Raw genomic sequence first — 16,824 nt, forward strand, 5'->3', positions numbered from 1 at the left:
GTAAGGCATCAATTATGGGGCAGGCGTCAACCGTTCGGCTTCACCCATATCGGCATGCACCCGCGTCAGCGCCACCGATGCTTCAGCTATACGGCGCAATGAAGCGCTGATCTCTGGTATAGTGCTGAGATGTTCTATCGTTTGGGCCGAATCGAGGATGTCGTTGAGCGGCCCGGTCAGCTTCTGCCGCGATAGGCGCAGGACGCGGTCTTTCAGGTCGCTGACGCGTTGCAAATCATGCAACCGGCTGCGCACGCTGCTTTCAGCCTGTGCATTTCTAAGGACATAGGCCAACTGGTGCGACAGCAGCCGCCAGTTCAGCGGTTTCACCACAAATGAGGTGGCACCCATGGCAAACGCCTTGTCTACGGCGACCATGTCCTCGCGCCCGGTGACGACGACAATGGGCAGGTGCTTTAGTTGGTCGTCCCAGCGAATGCGTTCGATCAGTTCGAAGCCGTCCATGCGCGGCATGTCCAGATCGATCAGTGCGATGTCGATACCGCCTTGCTGGAGCCTTTCCAGTGCAAAGACGCCGTCTTCGGCGACCTCGACCTCAAGCGTGGGCGTGGCCAGATGGACAGCGGCGAATTCGCGCAGAATAGGATCGTCATCGGCGACAAGGATGCGCGCCGTGTCGAAATCGACGAAATGGCTGCCAAGAATAGTCAATGGGTTAACTTAGGTGCGGACTTCATCGGTCCCACTCCTTCCGGCACCGGCACGCCACCGGATGCGTAGTTGTTGTTAATGACGAGGATGGGGCTTTGGCGCAGCGTCAATGATTTGGCGACAATGACGCTCCAAGCTGAGTCCTGCGCGACGTTGCCGCCCGTATCGATGACAAGCTTGGCGTTGGGTGTGTAGATGGTGCCGAGTAACTGGCTGACCTTGCCCGACGCTATGGTGAAAACGCCGACATTGTCGCGCGACGTGGCGATAAGAAAGCCGGCATAGGGGCCCGTCTTGCGCGCACTCAGGCGCACACTGGCATTTTGTGAAAAATTGAAGGCGTTGCCGGCGCCGAAGATCAAGGCGACGTCATCGCCTCGCAGAGTTGAATCCTGGTTCATGACCAGAGGGGCCAGGAAATAATGATCGCCGGGCTGGAGCATCAATGTTCCCTTGCCCAGTACGAGAATGGGCGTGCAGTGAACGCCTGGCGGCAGATACATGACGCCAGACCCGAGCTGGATGGGCACCACCGGCTCACCAGGTGTCAGAATAGAATTGCACAGCTTTTTAGGATTCAGGTCCAGATTGGCGAAGGGATCGTCTATAGGCAGGGCGCCAGAACGGCCGACAGGCTCTATCGGGCCAGACACCGTACCGACCGCCTGAGTGGCTTCCGCCTGAATTTGTGCGCCACTGTCGACATTGATATCGGCATTGGCGTGGATGGCGCACCCGGTGGCGCGAATACGGGCGGTGTCGCTGACCGATATACCCGAGCCACTGTCTGTTTGCAGAATGCATAGGGGAATGCGCTGGACATTCTCGGCGGTCGCAGTCGCTGACAGCGTATTCTTGCCCAGCCCCATAAAGCCGATCAGCGGCTTGTGTGCCATATCGCCTTTCAGTGTTACCGAACCGGCTTTCATATCGACGGTGGCGACAAAGGTCGCTGTTTCGTCCAGACCCTGATTTTTCAAGGACTGCGTTGCCACGGCGATGGCCGTCTGGCTGATCTGGGTCTTGGTGACGGCCGCTATGGCCAATTGCCCGGCGCCGCTCAGCGCCCCGGCATCGGCGGCATTCTGAAGCTGGGTGTGACGCCTGGCAATATCGTTCATTTCGATAGCGCCCGTCACGCCAAGGATCACGGGGATGGCCGCCAGCGCCGCAATCATGCTGACGTTCCCACCCTTGTCGCAAAACGCCTTTATCAAATGATTAAGGATAACTTTCCAGCTCATGCACTCTTCCTCAGAGGACAATAGCCTATCAGTGAGTTTTTAAGATTTACTCATTAGGGTTGGTTAACACCGTGGCGACTGCTGCAATTTCCATAATGACTTCCATAGGTTGTGCAAATATGGGCAGCACTTTATAGGCGCGTTTTCGGTAGAGGTGGTGGCATTCATGGGTAAGACAATGCGCTCGGGACGGCCCAAAGCCTCGATTGCGAGCCGCCTGAACGGGCTGGTCATCGGCGCGGTGCTGATCTCGACCGTGCCTGTCGCCGGCCTGTTCGTTGCACGTGAGACAGCCCGTCAGGCTGAGGCGCGCTGGTCCGTCATGAAAACCGCCGCCGATGTGCTGGCCTCGAGCGCCGAGGACGCTGTAAAGGGCAATGACCAGGGCCTCGCCTATACGGCCTTGCGCGCCGTCACCCGGACCCCCGGCATCACCTATGCCCGTATCGAGGCTCATGACGGTTCGTCCCTGGCCGAAATAGGGGCTGGCGCGCGCTTGAAAAGTGACGTGTCGCTCAATGCCGAAAGTCCCAATCCGGATGTGTTGGCGCTTGTCAGTACGCGGACGATCCAGGTTCATGCCCCGATCATGTCGGGCCGGCATCAGATCGGTCAGGTGGTCGTGGTGCACAAGTCCGAAGACTTCCTGCGCATCCTCATGCAGGCCTTGGCTGGGATATTCGGCGTTGCGATTCTGGCACTTATTATCGCCCTGATGATTGCTCGCAGCTTGCAGAAGGCGATGATCAAGCCTCTGAGCGATCTGACGGAATCGGTCGCCGCCATTGCTGAAAAGGGTGATTTCTCGCGTCGAGTGGACACCCAAAGCCGCGACGAGGTTGGCCAGTTGGTCACCGGTTTCAATGCTATGATTGACGCCATCCAGGAACGCGACCAGAAGCTGGAAGCGCACCTCGTCGGACTGGAACATGAGGTAGAGGATCGGACGCGCGACTATTTGCAGGCGCGTGACGAAGCCCAGGCGGCCAATGCCGCCAAGTCCGATTTCCTGGCGACCATGAGTCATGAAATCCGTACACCGATGAACGGTGTCATGGTGATGGCTGAGCTTCTGGCCGCTGAAAGTCTGCCCGCGCGCGCCAAACGTCATGCCCGCACCATTGCCAGGTCGGGCCGTTCCCTTTTGGCGGTGATCAACGACATTCTTGACTTTTCCAAGATCGAGGCCGGTAAGCTGGAGGTCGAAATCTGCGAGGTCGACGTTCTTGATTGCGTTGACGATACCCTGGCCCTGTTTCAGGCCAAGGCGCGCGAAAAAGGTCTGGAATTGGTCGCCAGAGCCCATCCGGATGCACCGCGGCTGGTTCCGGCCGACCCGGTGCGCCTGGGGCAGGTGGTGTCCAACCTGGTGTCCAATGCCTTGAAATTCACTGAACAGGGCCACGTATTGGTGTCGATTGAGCCGGACCGCAAGGCGGGCTTCTGGCGGCTGGTCGTCAAGGATACCGGCATTGGGATCGCTCGCGACAAGCTGTCGAGCATATTTGCCGCCTTTAGTCAGGAAGACCAGACGACGACGCGCCGGTTCGGCGGTACGGGACTGGGGCTCAGCATCTCCAAGCGGCTGATCGAGGCCATGGGCGGCGCCATCGCCGTGACCAGCGAGCAAGGCAAGGGTTCGCAGTTCCATGTCCGCCTGCCCGCACCGGAAATCCCGGTCACCTGTGCGCCTCCGGTGATCCACGACAGGGTCCAGCCGATGGTAAATCTCTATATCGCCGGTGAGGCGGAACGTGCCGTTGTCGCCGAAAGGCTGTCTGTAGCGAATGTCGGTTTCGGAGCTGACGCGCCCCGCCTGGTTCTGGCCGATGCCGGCGGCCGCAACGCATTGCAAGCCGGTATCGACCCGGCCTGTCTGGTCCTGCTGGCCGATCCCGAAGACGTAGAGGCCGAGCAGTGGGTGCGGGCGGGGCGCGCCGCTGCCGTCCTGCCGCGTCCACTCCGGCACCGCGATATCGACACCTTGATCATGCGCCTGCGTGATCGTGAAGGCTTCACACTCAATGATACCGAGACGGACCCCGAAGGCGTCGATGCCGCCTATCCGATGGCCAGTGTTCTGGTCGTCGACGATGGCGAGGTCAACCGCGAAGTCGCCATTGAGGCGCTGGCACGCTTCGGCATTGCGGCAAAGGTGGCGGTCGACGGTGCTGATGCGCTTGAAAAACTGGCCGGCGGCGCGTTCGATTTGGTTCTAATGGATGGGTCCATGCCGGTCATGGACGGTTTTGAGGCGACGCGCCGATGGCGTGCCATGGAAAATGCTCGCGAGCGCAGCTCGCATCTGCCGATCGTGGCGCTGACGGCGCACGTCGTCGGTCCGGCGGCGCATGCGTGGAAGGACGCGGGCATGGACGATGTGCTGCATAAACCTTTTACCCTACGCGACCTGGCGGACGTCTTGCGGGATCATCTACCTGAAGAACTGCGCCAAGGCCCGCTGAGCCGCGATCGACCGGACGAATTGGCGGTGCCTGTCGAGTTGCCCGCGACGGATGGTGATCTGTTCGACGCGGCGGTCATACGGTCGCTGGTAGACGGGCTCCACAATGGGCGTAGTGATTTTGTCCGCCGTGTCGTTGGCCTCTATCGTCAGCATGGACCGGAAGCCGCGGCCAACATGGCCAGGGCCTTGTCGGAGGCCGATGATGATCATCTGGCCCGTGCGGCGCACGCCCTGAAATCGATGAGCCTAAATATCGGCGCCAAGGCCGTGGCGGGTGTCGCGGCAGGCATAGAGCGAGCCATCCGTATCGAACACCGCTCCGTTGGCGCCGACGAAGTTGCCTTGGCCGCGTTATGGGTGAAGCGCACGCTTGCAGGCCTGGCCGCCATCATTGATGGTCCGGCAACGAATGTGGATACAGTTGACACGCCCAAGGACGGCGCCGAAGCAGAAAATTCTGCACCGCTGCCGGCACTGTCGACCGCCGAGATCGTTAAGGAGGCCATCGCTCAAGACAATCCAGAAGCCGTTCTGATCCGCGAATTGGAAGAGGATATCGATACCGGCGCCTTCGAGATGGAATACCAGCCCATTTATGATCGCATGGGGCAGGATGTCGTCAGCGCTGAAGCGCTTATGCGCTGGCGCCGCGGTGATCGCGCGCCGGTCGGGCCGGCGGTCTTCATTCCCATCGCGGAACGATCCGGTCTGATCACGCGCCTTGGAACATTTGCCCGTCGCCGCGTGCTGGAAACGGCGGCAGACTGGACAATTCCAGTGGCGATCAACGTCTCTCCCATAGAACTCGACAAACCGGGTTTCGTGGCGGGTGTCCGAGCCCTGCTGGATGAAACGGGTTTCGACCCCAAACGCCTGGTCCTGGAGGTCACCGAAACCGCCTTTCTCGGTGATCCGGACCGGGTGCGCCAGTTGTTCAATGATCTGCGCGCCATGGGCATCAAGCTGGCGCTCGATGATTTCGGTGTCGGTTATTCCTCGCTAACCGCCTTGCATCGCTTTCCTTTTGATAAGATCAAGATCGACCGCGAATTTGTTGTCGCGCTGGACGGGGAGCCACGGGCGGCGCTGGAAGCTCTGGCCATCATACAGGCGGTGACCGGCATCGGCCGCGCCTTCGGCATGCAGGTGGTCGCCGAAGGTATAGAAACCACTTCCCAACACAGCCACCTAAAGGCGGCGGGTGTGCACCAGATGCAGGGCTATCTGTTCGGTAAACCCATATCGACGGACGCGTTCGCAGCTCTGATCGGCAAAACGTCGCCGAAAAGACGTGCCTAAGCCGTTTCTCCGACGCATTGTAATCGATAACAAGTCATGTTTACCTGCCTCAAAAACGGGGAGCTGAACATGAAGCCTGGGATTATCGCCGCCGTCTTGGCGCTAGCCTCTGTATTGGCGCTATGCGGGTGCTCCGGACCCCGCGGCGTAGATGCGACCTCTTCGACCTCCGGCGCCGATTGGCCCTATTATCATGGTAACCCCAACGGTACGCACTATTCGACCCTGGACCAGATCAATACGGACAATGTGAAGACGCTGAAGGTCGCCTGGCGTTTCGATTCCGGTGATGCCTTCGGCGACGGCGCCAGTGGATCCGACATGGAGGGCAACCCGCTTGTGGTGCGCGGCCGCCTGTACTTCATCTCACCGAAGGGACGCCTGTTCTGTCTGGATGCCGCCAGCGGCAAACAGCAATGGGTGTTCGATCCGGCCTTTGGCGAAGAGGTTAACACCAAGCAACGCCTGCGCGGCGTATCCTACTGGTCGGACGGCCGCGCCGAACGCATCCTGTTCACCTTTCGCAGCAAGCTGATGGCCGTCGACGCGGCGACCGGCAGGCTGATCGACAGCTTCGGCCACAATGGCGAGGTCGATCTCAAGGTGGGACTGGACCGCGATCCGGCCAGCGTTTCCGTCGGCAATGTCACACCGGGCGCGGTCTACAAGGACCTGATCATCATGGGGTCCACCGGCAATACGCCGGGGCATATCCGGGCCTATGACGTGCGCACGGGGGCGATGAAGTGGATATTCCATACCATCCCCTATCCGGGGGAGCCAGGATACGAGACCTGGCCCAAGGAGGCGTGGAAAACCGCCATGGGGGCCAATGCCTGGTCCGGCCTGACACTTGATCCCGAAAACGGACTGGTCTTCGTCCCGGTTGCCTCTGCTGGCATGGGCAACAAGGATTTTTACGGCGGTGACCGAACCGGCGATAACCTGTTCGGCACGTCGCTGGTGGCGCTCGATGCCGCTACCGGAAAGCGGCGCTGGCATTTTCAGTTGGTCAGGCACGATGTCTGGGACCGTGATCCACCGACGCCGCCAACCCTCATCACTGTCAACGGCAAACCGGCCCTGGCTCAGGTGACAAAGGCGGGTGTGGTCTTCATCCTGGATCGCCTGACGGGAAAGCCACTCTATCCGTTGCAGGACCTTCATCCGCCGGCCTCAGACATACCGGGCGAAGTCACTTCGCCAACCCAGGTCCTGCCGCTCAAGCCGGAACCGTTCGCGCGCCAGCACCTGACGGCTGACCTTCTGACACAGCGTACGCCGCAAGCCCATGCGGCGGTCGCCAAAACGTTTGCGTCGGTGCGCTCGCGCGGGCCGTTCGATCCGCCGTCTCTGGGCGGGACCATACTCCTGCCCGGCATGGACGGCGGCGCTGAATATGGGGGCGCGGCCTATGATCCGACCACCGGGCTCCTCTATATCAACGCCAATGAAATGGCGTGGATACTGAAGGTCAAGAAGCAGCCACCACTATTGGCCGGCCGCTCGGGCGAGGCCCTGTATCAGAACGCCTGCGCCGCCTGTCACGGCTTAGAACGCACAGGGTCGCCACCGGAATTTCCGTCTCTGATTGGTGTCGGGGCACGCCTCAGCGATGCGCAGATCGCGCGTCAAATTCAGATGGGTGGCGGGCGTATGCCGGCTTTCGCGCAATTCGATGCCGCCGACCGCGCCGCCATTGTGGCCTATCTCAAGGGCGATGCGGCCCAGACGGCCAAAAAGGAAGCCCCCGCCTTTCCATCGACCGATGGCGATCCCTATGTCTTTGACGGCTATGTCCGCTTCATCGATCCCGACGGCTATCCGGCCATCGCGCCGCCGTGGGGCAACTTGTCGGCGCTCAATGTCAACACCGGCGAATATGTCTGGAAGCGATCCCTGGGCGAATATCCGGAACTGGCCGACAAGACGACGGGCAGCGAAAACTATGGCGGGGCCGTGGTGACGAAGGGCGGACTGGTCTTCATCGCCGCCACGATCTTCGACAACCGGTTCCGGGCCTTTGACAAACGTACGGGCAAGCTTCTGTGGGAAACCACCCTGCCGGCCGCCGGCATAGCCACGCCCGCCACCTACCTGGTAGGCAAAAAACAGTATGTCGCCATCAGCGCCGGCGGCGGGAAGAATCCGAAGGTCAAGCCCGGCGGAGAGATTATCGCCTATAGCTTGCCGTGAGCCTGGCCGGGAACGCGTGATCTCAAGTTTAGCTGGATTTCTTATTTTATTCCGGCCAAGAGGAGGCCTTGCCGGCGGAGACAGACATGTGGCGTTTCGGATATGTGACCGTACTGGGGCTTTGGGCGATGTCCGCCCATGCCCAGCCAGAGGCCGCCCCGCACGCCCCCACACCCACCGAAGTCCCTACCGAAGTGGTTGTCGTCGGGCAGCGTTTTCCCGCCTATGCCGGGGACGCCGTCTTCAGCCGGATAGATATTACAGCCGATCAGATCGACCAAAGCGCCTCTCTGGACCAGGCCCTGAAGCAGGCGTCGCAGGCCGCCCTGTTTCGCCGGTCGTCCAGCCTGACCGCCAATCCCACGGTTCAGGGCATGTCATTGCGCGCGATTGCGCCGTCCGGGGCCGGGCGCACCCTGATCACGCTCGACGGCATTCCACAAAATGACCCGTTCGGCGGCTGGGTAATCTGGGCCGGGCTGCCGACGAACGCCCTGGCCGGCGCCCACATTGTGCGCGGTGCCGGTGGTGGCGCCTATGGGGCCGGGGCCCTGACCGGCGTGATCGACGTGTCGCTTGTCCCGCCTCAGGCCCTTCGGCCCTATGCGGAGGTGTCGGTCAGCGATAGCGACAGCAGGTCGGTCGCAACCGGATTTGCCTTGGGCAACATCGCTGTGCATCTGAGCGACCAGACCTTGCATGGCGATGTGCCGGTGCGCGGAACCCAGCGCGGGGCGGCCGATGTCAAAACCTATGGCCGCGACAAGGCGATACTGCTGAATGGGCAATGGGCGTTGGCCGGAGGTGAACTGGCCCTGCTGGCGGGCGGTTATGACAGTGTGCGCAATACGGGCTTGAAAGGGGCGACCGCGCGATCGACAGGCGATCAGGTCGGCCTGTCGTGGACGCGCCAACCGACGGCGGATGCCAATGGCTACCGCCTGCAAATCTGGCATAAGGACTCCGACCTGGCCAACCGGTCTGTATCGGTGCTGGCGGGACGGACCGGCACGCTGCTGGCCAATGATCAGGTTAAGACGCCAGCGTCAGGCGATGGCATCAACGCCGCCATTCGCCACCGCACCCCGTCTGTCGAGTGGGAAGTCGGCATCGATGCCCGCACGGGCGATGGCGAGTCGCGCGAATTTTACCGCTACGTATCGGCGGTGGCGACGCGTTACCGCGTCTCGGGCGGAGGCAATTCCCTGATCGGCACCTACGCCGAAGGCACGCGGTTTATGGGGCCGTGGACCCTGACCGGCGCGGTACGTCTCGATCAGTGGAAGACATTTGACGCCCATCGCTTCGAACAGGACCTCGGCACCGGCAATGCGGTCCTTGACCTCGATCTGCCGGGTAGATCGCAAACCCTGGTGTCCGGTCGGTTCGGCGCGGCCTACAAGGCATGGCGGGTCGCGGTCTATACCGGCTTTCGGCCACCAAGCCTGAATGAGCTGTATCGACCCTTCCGCGTCGGCAACGACGTCACAGAGGCCAATGCGGACCTGAAGCCCGAAACCCTGTCCGGAGCGGAAATCGGCTGGCGCGCATCGGGCCGCCGTGTCCGGTTTGACGCCGATCTCTTCTATAACGTCGTGACTGACCCGATCGCCAACATCACCCTTGGCATTGGGCCGGGCACCTTTCCCTTGGCTGGCTTCGTGCCCGCGGGCGGCGCCTATCGTCAGCGTCAAAACGCCGGCAGGATTCGCGCCTACGGTCTGGAGGCGCAAGGCCAATACGACCTGACCGATGCTATAAGCGTGACGGCCACTGTAACGGTGACGCATGCCCGCACCGACGGTGGATTGCACCCGGCCCAGGCGCCCGATTATGGTGCATCCGTCGGTGTGGCGGGGCGCTGGATGAAACTGGACTGGCGTGCCGACGTGCTGTTTGAAGGACGCAGTTTCGAAGACGATCTCAACGCCTTGCCGCTCGATGCCTATAGCAAGATCAACCTGTCCGCCGACTATCCGTTGACCCCACGCGTTCAGGTCGGCGTGCGCATCGATAACGCTTTTGACGCCGCTGTGCCGATCCAGCGCAGCAATGACGGCACACTCAATTACGACACCGGCCGCGTGGTTTGGCTGCGTCTCAGCTATCGCCGGTAAGGACATCATGCAGACACTCGAAGACCTTCAGACGGGCCGGCTGGCCGGCGCCCGCCATGTCAAATTGGCTTGCGGCCTGACAGCCTTTCCCGAGGCGATTTTCACTCTGGCCGATACGCTGGAAAGCCTCGACCTGAGCGGCAATGCCCTGTCAGTCTTGCCGGACGACCTGCACCGTCTGTACCGTTTGCGGATTCTGTTTTGCTCGAACAACCGCTTCACCGAATTTCCGGCGGTGTTGGGGCAATGCGCAAATCTCAGCATGATCGGCTTCAAGGCCAACCGTATCCGGCGGGTTCCGCCGGGCGCCCTGCCGCCCCGGCTGCGCTGGTTGATACTGACCGACAACGAAATCGACGCCTTGCCGGACGACATCGGGAACTGCCCAGACCTGCAGAAGCTGATGCTGGCGGGTAACCAGTTGTCGGCCTTGCCTGACGGGCTGGCGCGGTGCACGCGGTTGGAATTGCTGCGCATCGCGGCGAACCGGCTGACACAATTGCCCGCCTGGTTGCCCGAGCTGCCGCGGCTGTCCTGGCTGGCTTTCGCCGGTAACCCGTTCAGTGCGGCGGCAGAACGGTCTACAGGTACGGCCCAGCCGATTGCCTGGCGCGATCTCGACATCGGCGAATGCCTCGGCGAAGGCGCGTCCGGGCACATCTATCGCGCGCTCTATCGCAGTGCCGACACCTCACGGACGGTGGCGGTAAAGGTGTTCAAGGGCGCGGTGACCAGTGACGGCCTGCCCGATTGCGAACTGTCGGCCTGTCTGGCCGCCGGCGCACATCCTAACCTGATCCCGGTGATTGGTCGGGTGGCGGATCATCCGGACCACCGCCAGGGTCTGGTCATGGAGATGATCGATACGCGTTTTGTCACGTTGGCGGGACCGCCCAGCCTGGAGTCGTGCACGCGCGACATCTATTCGCCTGATGCAGTATTCGATACCGAGGCCGCGTTCGCCATCGCGCGCGGCATTGCCGCTGCTGCCTGTCATCTCCATGCCCTAGGGCTGATGCATGGCGATCTCTATGCGCACAATATTTTGCACGACGGCCGTGGTGCTGCCCTGTTGGGCGATTTTGGCGCGGCCTCCTTTTACGACCTTGGCGATGCCTCGGCCGCTGCATTTGAACGCCTGGAGGTCAGGGCCTTTGGCTGCCTGCTGGAAGAACTGGTGGCGCGTTGCGTATCCGCCAGCCCGCAGGCCAGCCGGCTGGCCGACCTGCGTGATGCCTGTCTTGACGAAGTGCCGGCCAACCGACCGTCCTTTGCCAGGATTGTTGAGGGACTTTGTCTCTAAAGTTCGGCTCTCTAAAGTGCAGCGATAAAGGCGCGGCTTTCCTTCAGCGACTCGATGGCGGGCTTGAGGAAGGGCGGCTCCTGTTCGACGAAATAGTTCTTGACACCCAGTGTCTGTGCGGCGGCGAAAACCGGCTTCCAGTCAATCATGCCATGACCGATTTCCGTTGAACGGAAGCCGGCGGGCTGCTTCTCGTCCTTAATCATGTCCTTGATGTGCAGCAGGTCCAGACGGTCGGCGTATTTCTTCATCGTCGCCACGGGATCGAGACCGGCGACGGCGACCCAGCCCAGATCCAGTTCGGCGCGGATCAAGGACGCGTCGCCCGCCGACATCAGGATGTCGTAGCCTGTCTGGCCGCCGCCCAGATCCTTGAACTCCATGGGATGGTTGTGATAGCCGAACTTTAGCCCCGCTTTTTTGACCAGAGGCGCGATCTTGGCCATGTGTTCGGCGTTCATTTTCCAGGCATCGGCCGTCATCGCCTTGGTCATGCCGACAATCCAGTCCGATCCGGCGGGCAGGGGCGCGGGCGTCTGGGGCGATGAGCAGATCAGCCATTCGACGCCCAGAGCCAGGGCTTCGTTGATTTCCTTATCGGCGTTTTCGATCAGCTTGGGCATATTGGTGTGCGCGGAGCGCGCCTTCAGGCCTGCGGCCTCGATCAGCGTCTTGAACTCAGCGGCGGTCTTGCCCTGGGTGCCGGCGGTTTCAACCACGTCGTAGCCGGCGTCCTTGACGGCCTTCAACGTGCCGGGCACATCCTTGGCCAGTTCCGCTCCGACCGTCCACAATTGCATACCGACGGGCCAAGCATCGATGGCTGTCTTGGTGGCGGCGCTGTCGCTGGCCGGCGTAGCCGACGGCGCGGGTTTGCAGCCTGAAAGGGCGAGGAGGGCGGCGGCGCCGAACAACATATGGCGGCGCGAAGCGGTGATTGCGGTCATGTATATTTCCTGCCTGAAAATGACGGTCTGCGCCGTGCAAAGGCAGAAAAGCACGGATTGTATTCGATTACAATGGCCAGGTCGCGCAGCTGTGAATTGCAGCAGAGTTGTTTTTGATCATGCGAACATATATAGAACAATGCCATGTCCCGTGAGTTTATTACCCTGCCGCCGCTCTACTATCGCGACCATTTCGTGGAAATGGTCGGTTTCATTACGTCTATGTACGGTGCCATGCTGGGCGAGGAAGAACGGGCTTTCATTTCCGCCTTTGGCGAACTGGATGAATGGGCGCAATGTCTCTATATCCGCATGAGCAATCGCAAGAAGGCGGTGTTTTCGCCGCGCGATCTCGCCTACCAGGAAATCGGCGACCTGTGGGGTGGGCTGGATCAGTTGCGCGAACGCGGCTTTGTCCGTGACATCGATGAGTGCGACTATCGCGCCTGCCTCGATGACCGGACAAAACCGGATCTGCTGGCCCTGGCGAAGGATCACGGGCTGGACGTCAAATCCGGCTGGTCAAAGCCGAAACTGGTCGACTTCGTATATCAGCACCTGGCCTGGGCGGATTTCTCCGCCGGCTTCCTGCGGTCGGATCATATCGTACCCCGGCATAAGGACACGCTGGGCTTCCTGCTCTACCTCTATTTCGGTCGCCTGAGCGACAACATGACCAGTTTCGCGCTACGTGATCTGGGGGTGGTATCAGTGAAAAACCGGGACAGCTATCAGGCGCGGTTCGACAGCCTGACCGAGGCGCGCGCCGGTTATTTCTACACGCGACATCTGCGCGATCTGAAAAACGGAACGGTTATGGCGGCACTCGCCGAGAGCGTCGATACATGGCCGCGGCCCACGACGCAAAGCACGATCGACCTGCGTGATGCCCTTCTGCATCAACTCGGCCTGTCCTGTGAAAAGCGCCGGGATACGCACGCGGCGCTGGCCTTCTATGCCCGTTCCGGCGCCTTCGAAAGTCATGAGCGCAGCGTGCGGCTGCTGTATAATCTCGGCGCGGCCGAAGAGGCCAAGGTTCGGCTGGAGGCCATGCTGCAAAACCCGGCACACGATGAGGAATATATCTTCGCCAGCGACTTTTATGCCCGCAAGTTCGGCCAGCAACGCATCGGCGTCTTTACCCATCTGCTGCGCTCGGCCGAGACGCTGGAAGTCGACGAGTTGTTTCGTGGTGACGCCGAATATGGCGCCATGCAGGCCTATCGTCAGCAGGGCTGGACATGTCATCATACCGAAAACGGCTTGTGGCCCGTGCTGTTCGGCCTGGTCTTCTGGGATGAATTGTTCGAAAGCGAAGCCAGTTTCGCGTCGGAATTCGACTATCGGCCCCAGACCCTGAAGGATCGGAATTTTCACACCCGTTTTGCCACTGAGATCGGTGCGAAGCTCAGTCAGGTGCGGACAGGCGATGCCATGAAACTGGTTCAGGCCACGATCGCCGGCCATGCCGGGGAAAGCAATGGCCTGTTCTATTGGTTTAACGGCCTGGACGCCCTCATGACTCAGTTCCTTGCCGTGGCGCCACCTGAGGCGACGGCTATTCTGCTCGGCAAGATGGCGGAAGACTACTACGCCCTGCGCGACGGGTTCCCCGACCTGATGCTCATGCGGGACGGGCAGGTACGTTTCGTAGAAATAAAGGGCGAGGGCGATCAGGTGCGCCGCCACCAGTTGGCCCGCCTGAACCTCCTACGTACCGCCGGCTTCGATGCCGACATTTGCCGTGTCAGCTATCGCACCGATCCCGATCAGGTCTATGTTGTGGTCGATGTCGAAACGACCGGCGGTCGGCCGCCCAATGACCGCGTCACGGAAATCGGTGCCGTCAAGATTCAGCGCGGCGCGGTGATCGGCGAATGGTCGTCGCTGATCAATCCGGAAAAACGCATTCCGCATTTCATCACGCAACTCACCGGTATTTCCAACGACATGGTGCGCGATGCGCCAAAATTTGCCGATATCGCTGACGATTTCGCCGACTTCATGGAGGGCGCCATCTTCGTGGCGCACAATGTGGCCTTCGATCACGGCTTTATCGCCAGCGAGTTCCGCCGTCTGGAAAGGCGATTTCGCCACCCGAAGCTGTGCACCTGCGCCTCCATGCGCCGGCACTATCCGGGCCTGACCTCCTATGGCCTGGCTAATCTGTGCCGCGAGTTCAATATCGACCTGAGGACGCATCATCGGGCGCTGGCCGATGCTCGCGCGGCCGCTGAACTGCTCAACCTGGTCAATGAAAAGCGCCTGGGCGTCTGCGCTTAGGCCATAAGGTCTGAATTACCTTGTCAAAATTAGCGCAAGGCGCGAAATTTGACTGTACCGATGATGCAAATTGCCACATGACTATATGATCGTTTTTAATTGCAACAGTCCTGCGATTTCAGGAGAGAAGAATGTCGGAACAGCCGCAAGTGCTGCTTGTCATCGATGTGCAAAATGGGTTTGTAACCCCGCAATCAGAACATGTGGTACGGCCGCTGGAAAATCTCCAGTATGAATTCGACTACGTTATTTTTACCAAATTCTATAATCCCGATCCGTCCCCCTTCCGCAAGTTCGTCGGCTATGACCGGATGAAGCAGCACAGCGCCCAAACCGACCTGACTTTACAGCCGCGAGACGACGCCGTCATCATAAGCCGCCCTCTCTATAGCGGTGTAACGGAGGCGCTTTTGGTACGTCTTAAGACTTGGGGCATGCGTGAGGTGTTCATTGCCGGTATAGCCACCGATTCGAGCGTGCTGAAAACGGCTATTGATCTGTTCGAGCTGAATATCAGGCCTTGGGTTCTGCAAGACTTGTGCGCCAGCGACAAGGGGGCCGACTTCCACGACGCGGGCCTGAAAATCCTGGGCAACATGATCGGCCCGCAACATATCATCAACAGCTGCGGACCCGAGGCTGATGTGGTCAAACGTTAAGATCTGGCGTGCCGACGGGTTTTAGAGGTCGGTTGCGTCCTTGCTGGCATGGTGGGGAAACAGCGCATTTTTGCCCGCCCACAAGCCGCCGAGTATGGCCAGTACCCCTATTCCGGCCAGGCCGGCCAAAGCCAGACTGGTTTTTGGCAGGTTGCGGTAATTGGTGAGAAGGCGGTCCGCCTTCATTTGCAGGGTGTCCTTCGTTGGCGCGAAAATCGTCGCATAATCCGGCGACGGTTTATCGGTGGTCGGCGTTTCGAAATAGGTTTCCATGATCCGGACCTTTCAAGGCTTGGCGTCTTAACCGAGTGAAAGAGTCTATAATCGCGGGCATCAAAATGCGGTTGCGAAGCCAGCGCGCCGTATAAGATGGAGATAAGCCCGATCTAGCCATTCACCCCCAATAGGTGGCGATCTGGCGAGCCGCCTTGCGTCCCGAGCGGAATGCCCCGGCCAGGGATGCCGGGAAGCGTGTATCGAATGTATCGCCGCAAAAACAGACTTGGCCTTCCAACCATGGGCCGCTTCTCTTGTGTCCGGGCAGGCAGGCGGAATAGGCGCCGCGCGTCAGCGGATTGCCGGACCAGTGCGACAGGATCACATCGCCGGTCATATGCGCTTCAAAGTCCGCCAGTGTCTCGACCGGCGCCAGAAGGGTCCGTAAGTAGCCCAGCGCTTCCGCGCCGGTGAAGCCTTCGACCGCTTCGGCCTGGCGGCCGGAAATATATAGGCTGATCAAGGGCTGGCCGGCGCTGTAGACATGGCAAAAGTGCGGCGGCGCGGCGTCGAGCAGTTCCAGGGCCGTATCCGGCGCGACGCCGCGTGCCTCGAAAAACCCGGGTTCGACCTCGACCACGATCTTGTTCATATCCCCCATGACAAGACCGGCCAGATGATCGGTCAAAGCCTCGCTAAGCGGCGGGTCGAACACAACATCACCGGATTTGAGCACTCCGAGGGACCCCGTAAACAGGACATATCTTGCGCTCCAGATATCGTTTTCGGCGCTGCGCACCTCCACTATATCGCCTAGAGTCACTATCTCGGTGATATGGGTGCCATATCGAATATGGTCGCTGACCGCCTCCGCCATACGGGCGATGACCGTGCCTATGCCGCCGTCGGGTTGCAGGCCGCCGACGGTATTTTCATCGGTCAGGAATTCATGCGCCGACGGATATACCGGCGGATCGACGCCGTTCCACATCAGGCCGAACTCGGTCAGCACCTTACGGCCTCGGGCATCCTTGGCCAGCTCGGGCAAAGGACAGTCGGGCACGGTGCCGGATTTTATGCCATGGGCCTTATCCGCATCGAGCAGGCCCTCCAACCAGTCGCCGTCCGCCGGGCGCGCCCGACCGCCTTCGTACAGGGTCAGGTTATCCGAACGGTCTTCGCGGTATCCGATGCCGTAGTCTTCGATCAGAGCCTTGAGAGGGGTACCGTCGCCGTGCAGCCAGTGTGCGCCCAGGTCGACCGGCGTACCGGTGGGCGTTGTCACCGTCGCGGCGCGGCCGCCCGGTTCTGGCGCGGCTTCCAGGACAAGAAAATCGAGGCCGTGGCGTTGCAATTCCAGCGCCGCGGCCAGACCCGCCATGCCGGCGCCAATGATGAGAATATCGGTCATGTGCTCAGTT

At 60.7% G+C, this 16,824-nt stretch carries 11 protein-coding genes; 6 read left to right on the forward strand and 5 right to left on the reverse strand.

Annotation, left to right across the window (positions count from 1 at the left end):
- Positions 1–12 precede the first annotated feature (12 nt).
- Positions 13–672, reverse strand: coding sequence for a response regulator (locus RCJ00_RS15535; protein ID WP_316223092.1), 660 nt, complete (start codon positions 670–672; stop codon positions 13–15).
- Positions 669–1,916: a TadE/TadG family type IV pilus assembly protein gene (locus RCJ00_RS15540; RefSeq protein WP_316223093.1), complete on the reverse strand. Its 1,248-nt coding sequence runs from the start codon at positions 1,914–1,916 to the stop codon at positions 669–671. The genes RCJ00_RS15535 and RCJ00_RS15540 overlap by 4 nt, the downstream gene beginning before the upstream one ends.
- Before the next feature lie 166 nt (positions 1,917–2,082).
- Between RCJ00_RS15540 and RCJ00_RS15545 the strand changes: the two genes are divergently transcribed.
- From RCJ00_RS15545 to RCJ00_RS15560, 4 genes are all read left to right on the forward strand, one after another.
- Positions 2,083–5,682, forward strand: a complete 3,600-nt coding sequence (locus RCJ00_RS15545) for an EAL domain-containing protein (protein ID WP_316223094.1) — start codon at positions 2,083–2,085, stop codon at positions 5,680–5,682.
- Between the two features lie 69 nt (positions 5,683–5,751).
- Positions 5,752–7,878 carry a BamB-related PQQ repeat family beta-propellar protein gene (locus RCJ00_RS15550; protein ID WP_316223095.1) on the forward strand — a complete coding sequence of 709 codons (2,127 nt, stop codon included), beginning with the start codon at positions 5,752–5,754 and terminating at the stop codon, positions 7,876–7,878.
- An 86-nt stretch (positions 7,879–7,964) separates the two neighbouring features.
- Positions 7,965–9,995 (forward strand): TonB-dependent receptor, encoded by a 2,031-nt coding sequence (locus tag RCJ00_RS15555; RefSeq protein WP_316223097.1) that lies wholly within the window; start codon positions 7,965–7,967, stop codon positions 9,993–9,995.
- Positions 9,931–11,298 carry a leucine-rich repeat-containing protein kinase family protein gene (locus RCJ00_RS15560; protein ID WP_316223099.1) on the forward strand — a complete coding sequence of 456 codons (1,368 nt, stop codon included), beginning with the start codon at positions 9,931–9,933 and terminating at the stop codon, positions 11,296–11,298. The genes RCJ00_RS15555 and RCJ00_RS15560 overlap by 65 nt, the downstream gene beginning before the upstream one ends.
- Before the next feature lie 11 nt (positions 11,299–11,309).
- Here the strand turns inward: RCJ00_RS15560 and RCJ00_RS15565 are convergent, their stop codons facing one another.
- Positions 11,310–12,245 (reverse strand): sugar phosphate isomerase/epimerase family protein, encoded by a 936-nt coding sequence (locus RCJ00_RS15565; RefSeq protein WP_316223101.1) that lies wholly within the window; start codon positions 12,243–12,245, stop codon positions 11,310–11,312.
- A gap of 144 nt (positions 12,246–12,389) precedes the next feature.
- On the opposite strand from RCJ00_RS15565, the gene RCJ00_RS15570 reads away from it, so the two are divergent.
- Positions 12,390–14,528, forward strand: a complete 2,139-nt coding sequence (locus tag RCJ00_RS15570; protein ID WP_316223103.1) for an exonuclease domain-containing protein — start codon at positions 12,390–12,392, stop codon at positions 14,526–14,528.
- Between the two features lie 131 nt (positions 14,529–14,659).
- Complete coding sequence (locus RCJ00_RS15575; protein ID WP_316223104.1) at positions 14,660–15,187, forward strand: cysteine hydrolase family protein; 528 nt, start codon at positions 14,660–14,662, stop codon at positions 15,185–15,187.
- Between the two features lie 21 nt (positions 15,188–15,208).
- Here the strand turns inward: RCJ00_RS15575 and RCJ00_RS15580 are convergent, their stop codons facing one another.
- Together RCJ00_RS15580 and RCJ00_RS15585 are read right to left on the reverse strand one after the other, a co-directional pair.
- The gene (locus tag RCJ00_RS15580; protein WP_316223106.1) at positions 15,209–15,460 is read right to left on the reverse strand and encodes a hypothetical protein; all 252 of its coding nucleotides are present in this window, start codon (positions 15,458–15,460) and stop codon (positions 15,209–15,211) included.
- A 121-nt stretch (positions 15,461–15,581) separates the two neighbouring features.
- Positions 15,582–16,814, reverse strand: coding sequence for a flavin monoamine oxidase family protein (locus RCJ00_RS15585; protein WP_316223107.1), 1,233 nt, complete (start codon positions 16,812–16,814; stop codon positions 15,582–15,584).
- Between the last annotated feature and the right edge of the window lie 10 nt (positions 16,815–16,824).

The sequence above is a fragment of the Asticcacaulis aquihabitans genome (assembly GCF_032490435.1).
In the GTDB taxonomy this organism is placed as follows: domain Bacteria; phylum Pseudomonadota; class Alphaproteobacteria; order Caulobacterales; family Caulobacteraceae; genus Asticcacaulis.

Coding starts and splice junctions, on each gene's coding strand:
- RCJ00_RS15540 (WP_316223093.1), bottom strand. CDS start 1,916: ATGAGCTGGAAAGTTATCCTTAATCATTTGATAAAGGCGTTTTGCGAC.
- RCJ00_RS15545 (WP_316223094.1), top strand. CDS start 2,083: ATGGGTAAGACAATGCGCTCGGGACGGCCCAAAGCCTCGATTGCGAGC.
- RCJ00_RS15550 (WP_316223095.1), top strand. CDS start 5,752: ATGAAGCCTGGGATTATCGCCGCCGTCTTGGCGCTAGCCTCTGTATTG.
- RCJ00_RS15555 (WP_316223097.1), top strand. CDS start 7,965: ATGTGGCGTTTCGGATATGTGACCGTACTGGGGCTTTGGGCGATGTCC.
- RCJ00_RS15560 (WP_316223099.1), top strand. CDS start 9,931: ATGACGGCACACTCAATTACGACACCGGCCGCGTGGTTTGGCTGCGTC.
- RCJ00_RS15565 (WP_316223101.1), bottom strand. CDS start 12,245: ATGACCGCAATCACCGCTTCGCGCCGCCATATGTTGTTCGGCGCCGCC.
- RCJ00_RS15570 (WP_316223103.1), top strand. CDS start 12,390: ATGTCCCGTGAGTTTATTACCCTGCCGCCGCTCTACTATCGCGACCAT.
- RCJ00_RS15575 (WP_316223104.1), top strand. CDS start 14,660: ATGTCGGAACAGCCGCAAGTGCTGCTTGTCATCGATGTGCAAAATGGG.
- RCJ00_RS15580 (WP_316223106.1), bottom strand. CDS start 15,460: ATGGAAACCTATTTCGAAACGCCGACCACCGATAAACCGTCGCCGGAT.
- RCJ00_RS15585 (WP_316223107.1), bottom strand. CDS start 16,814: ATGACCGATATTCTCATCATTGGCGCCGGCATGGCGGGTCTGGCCGCG.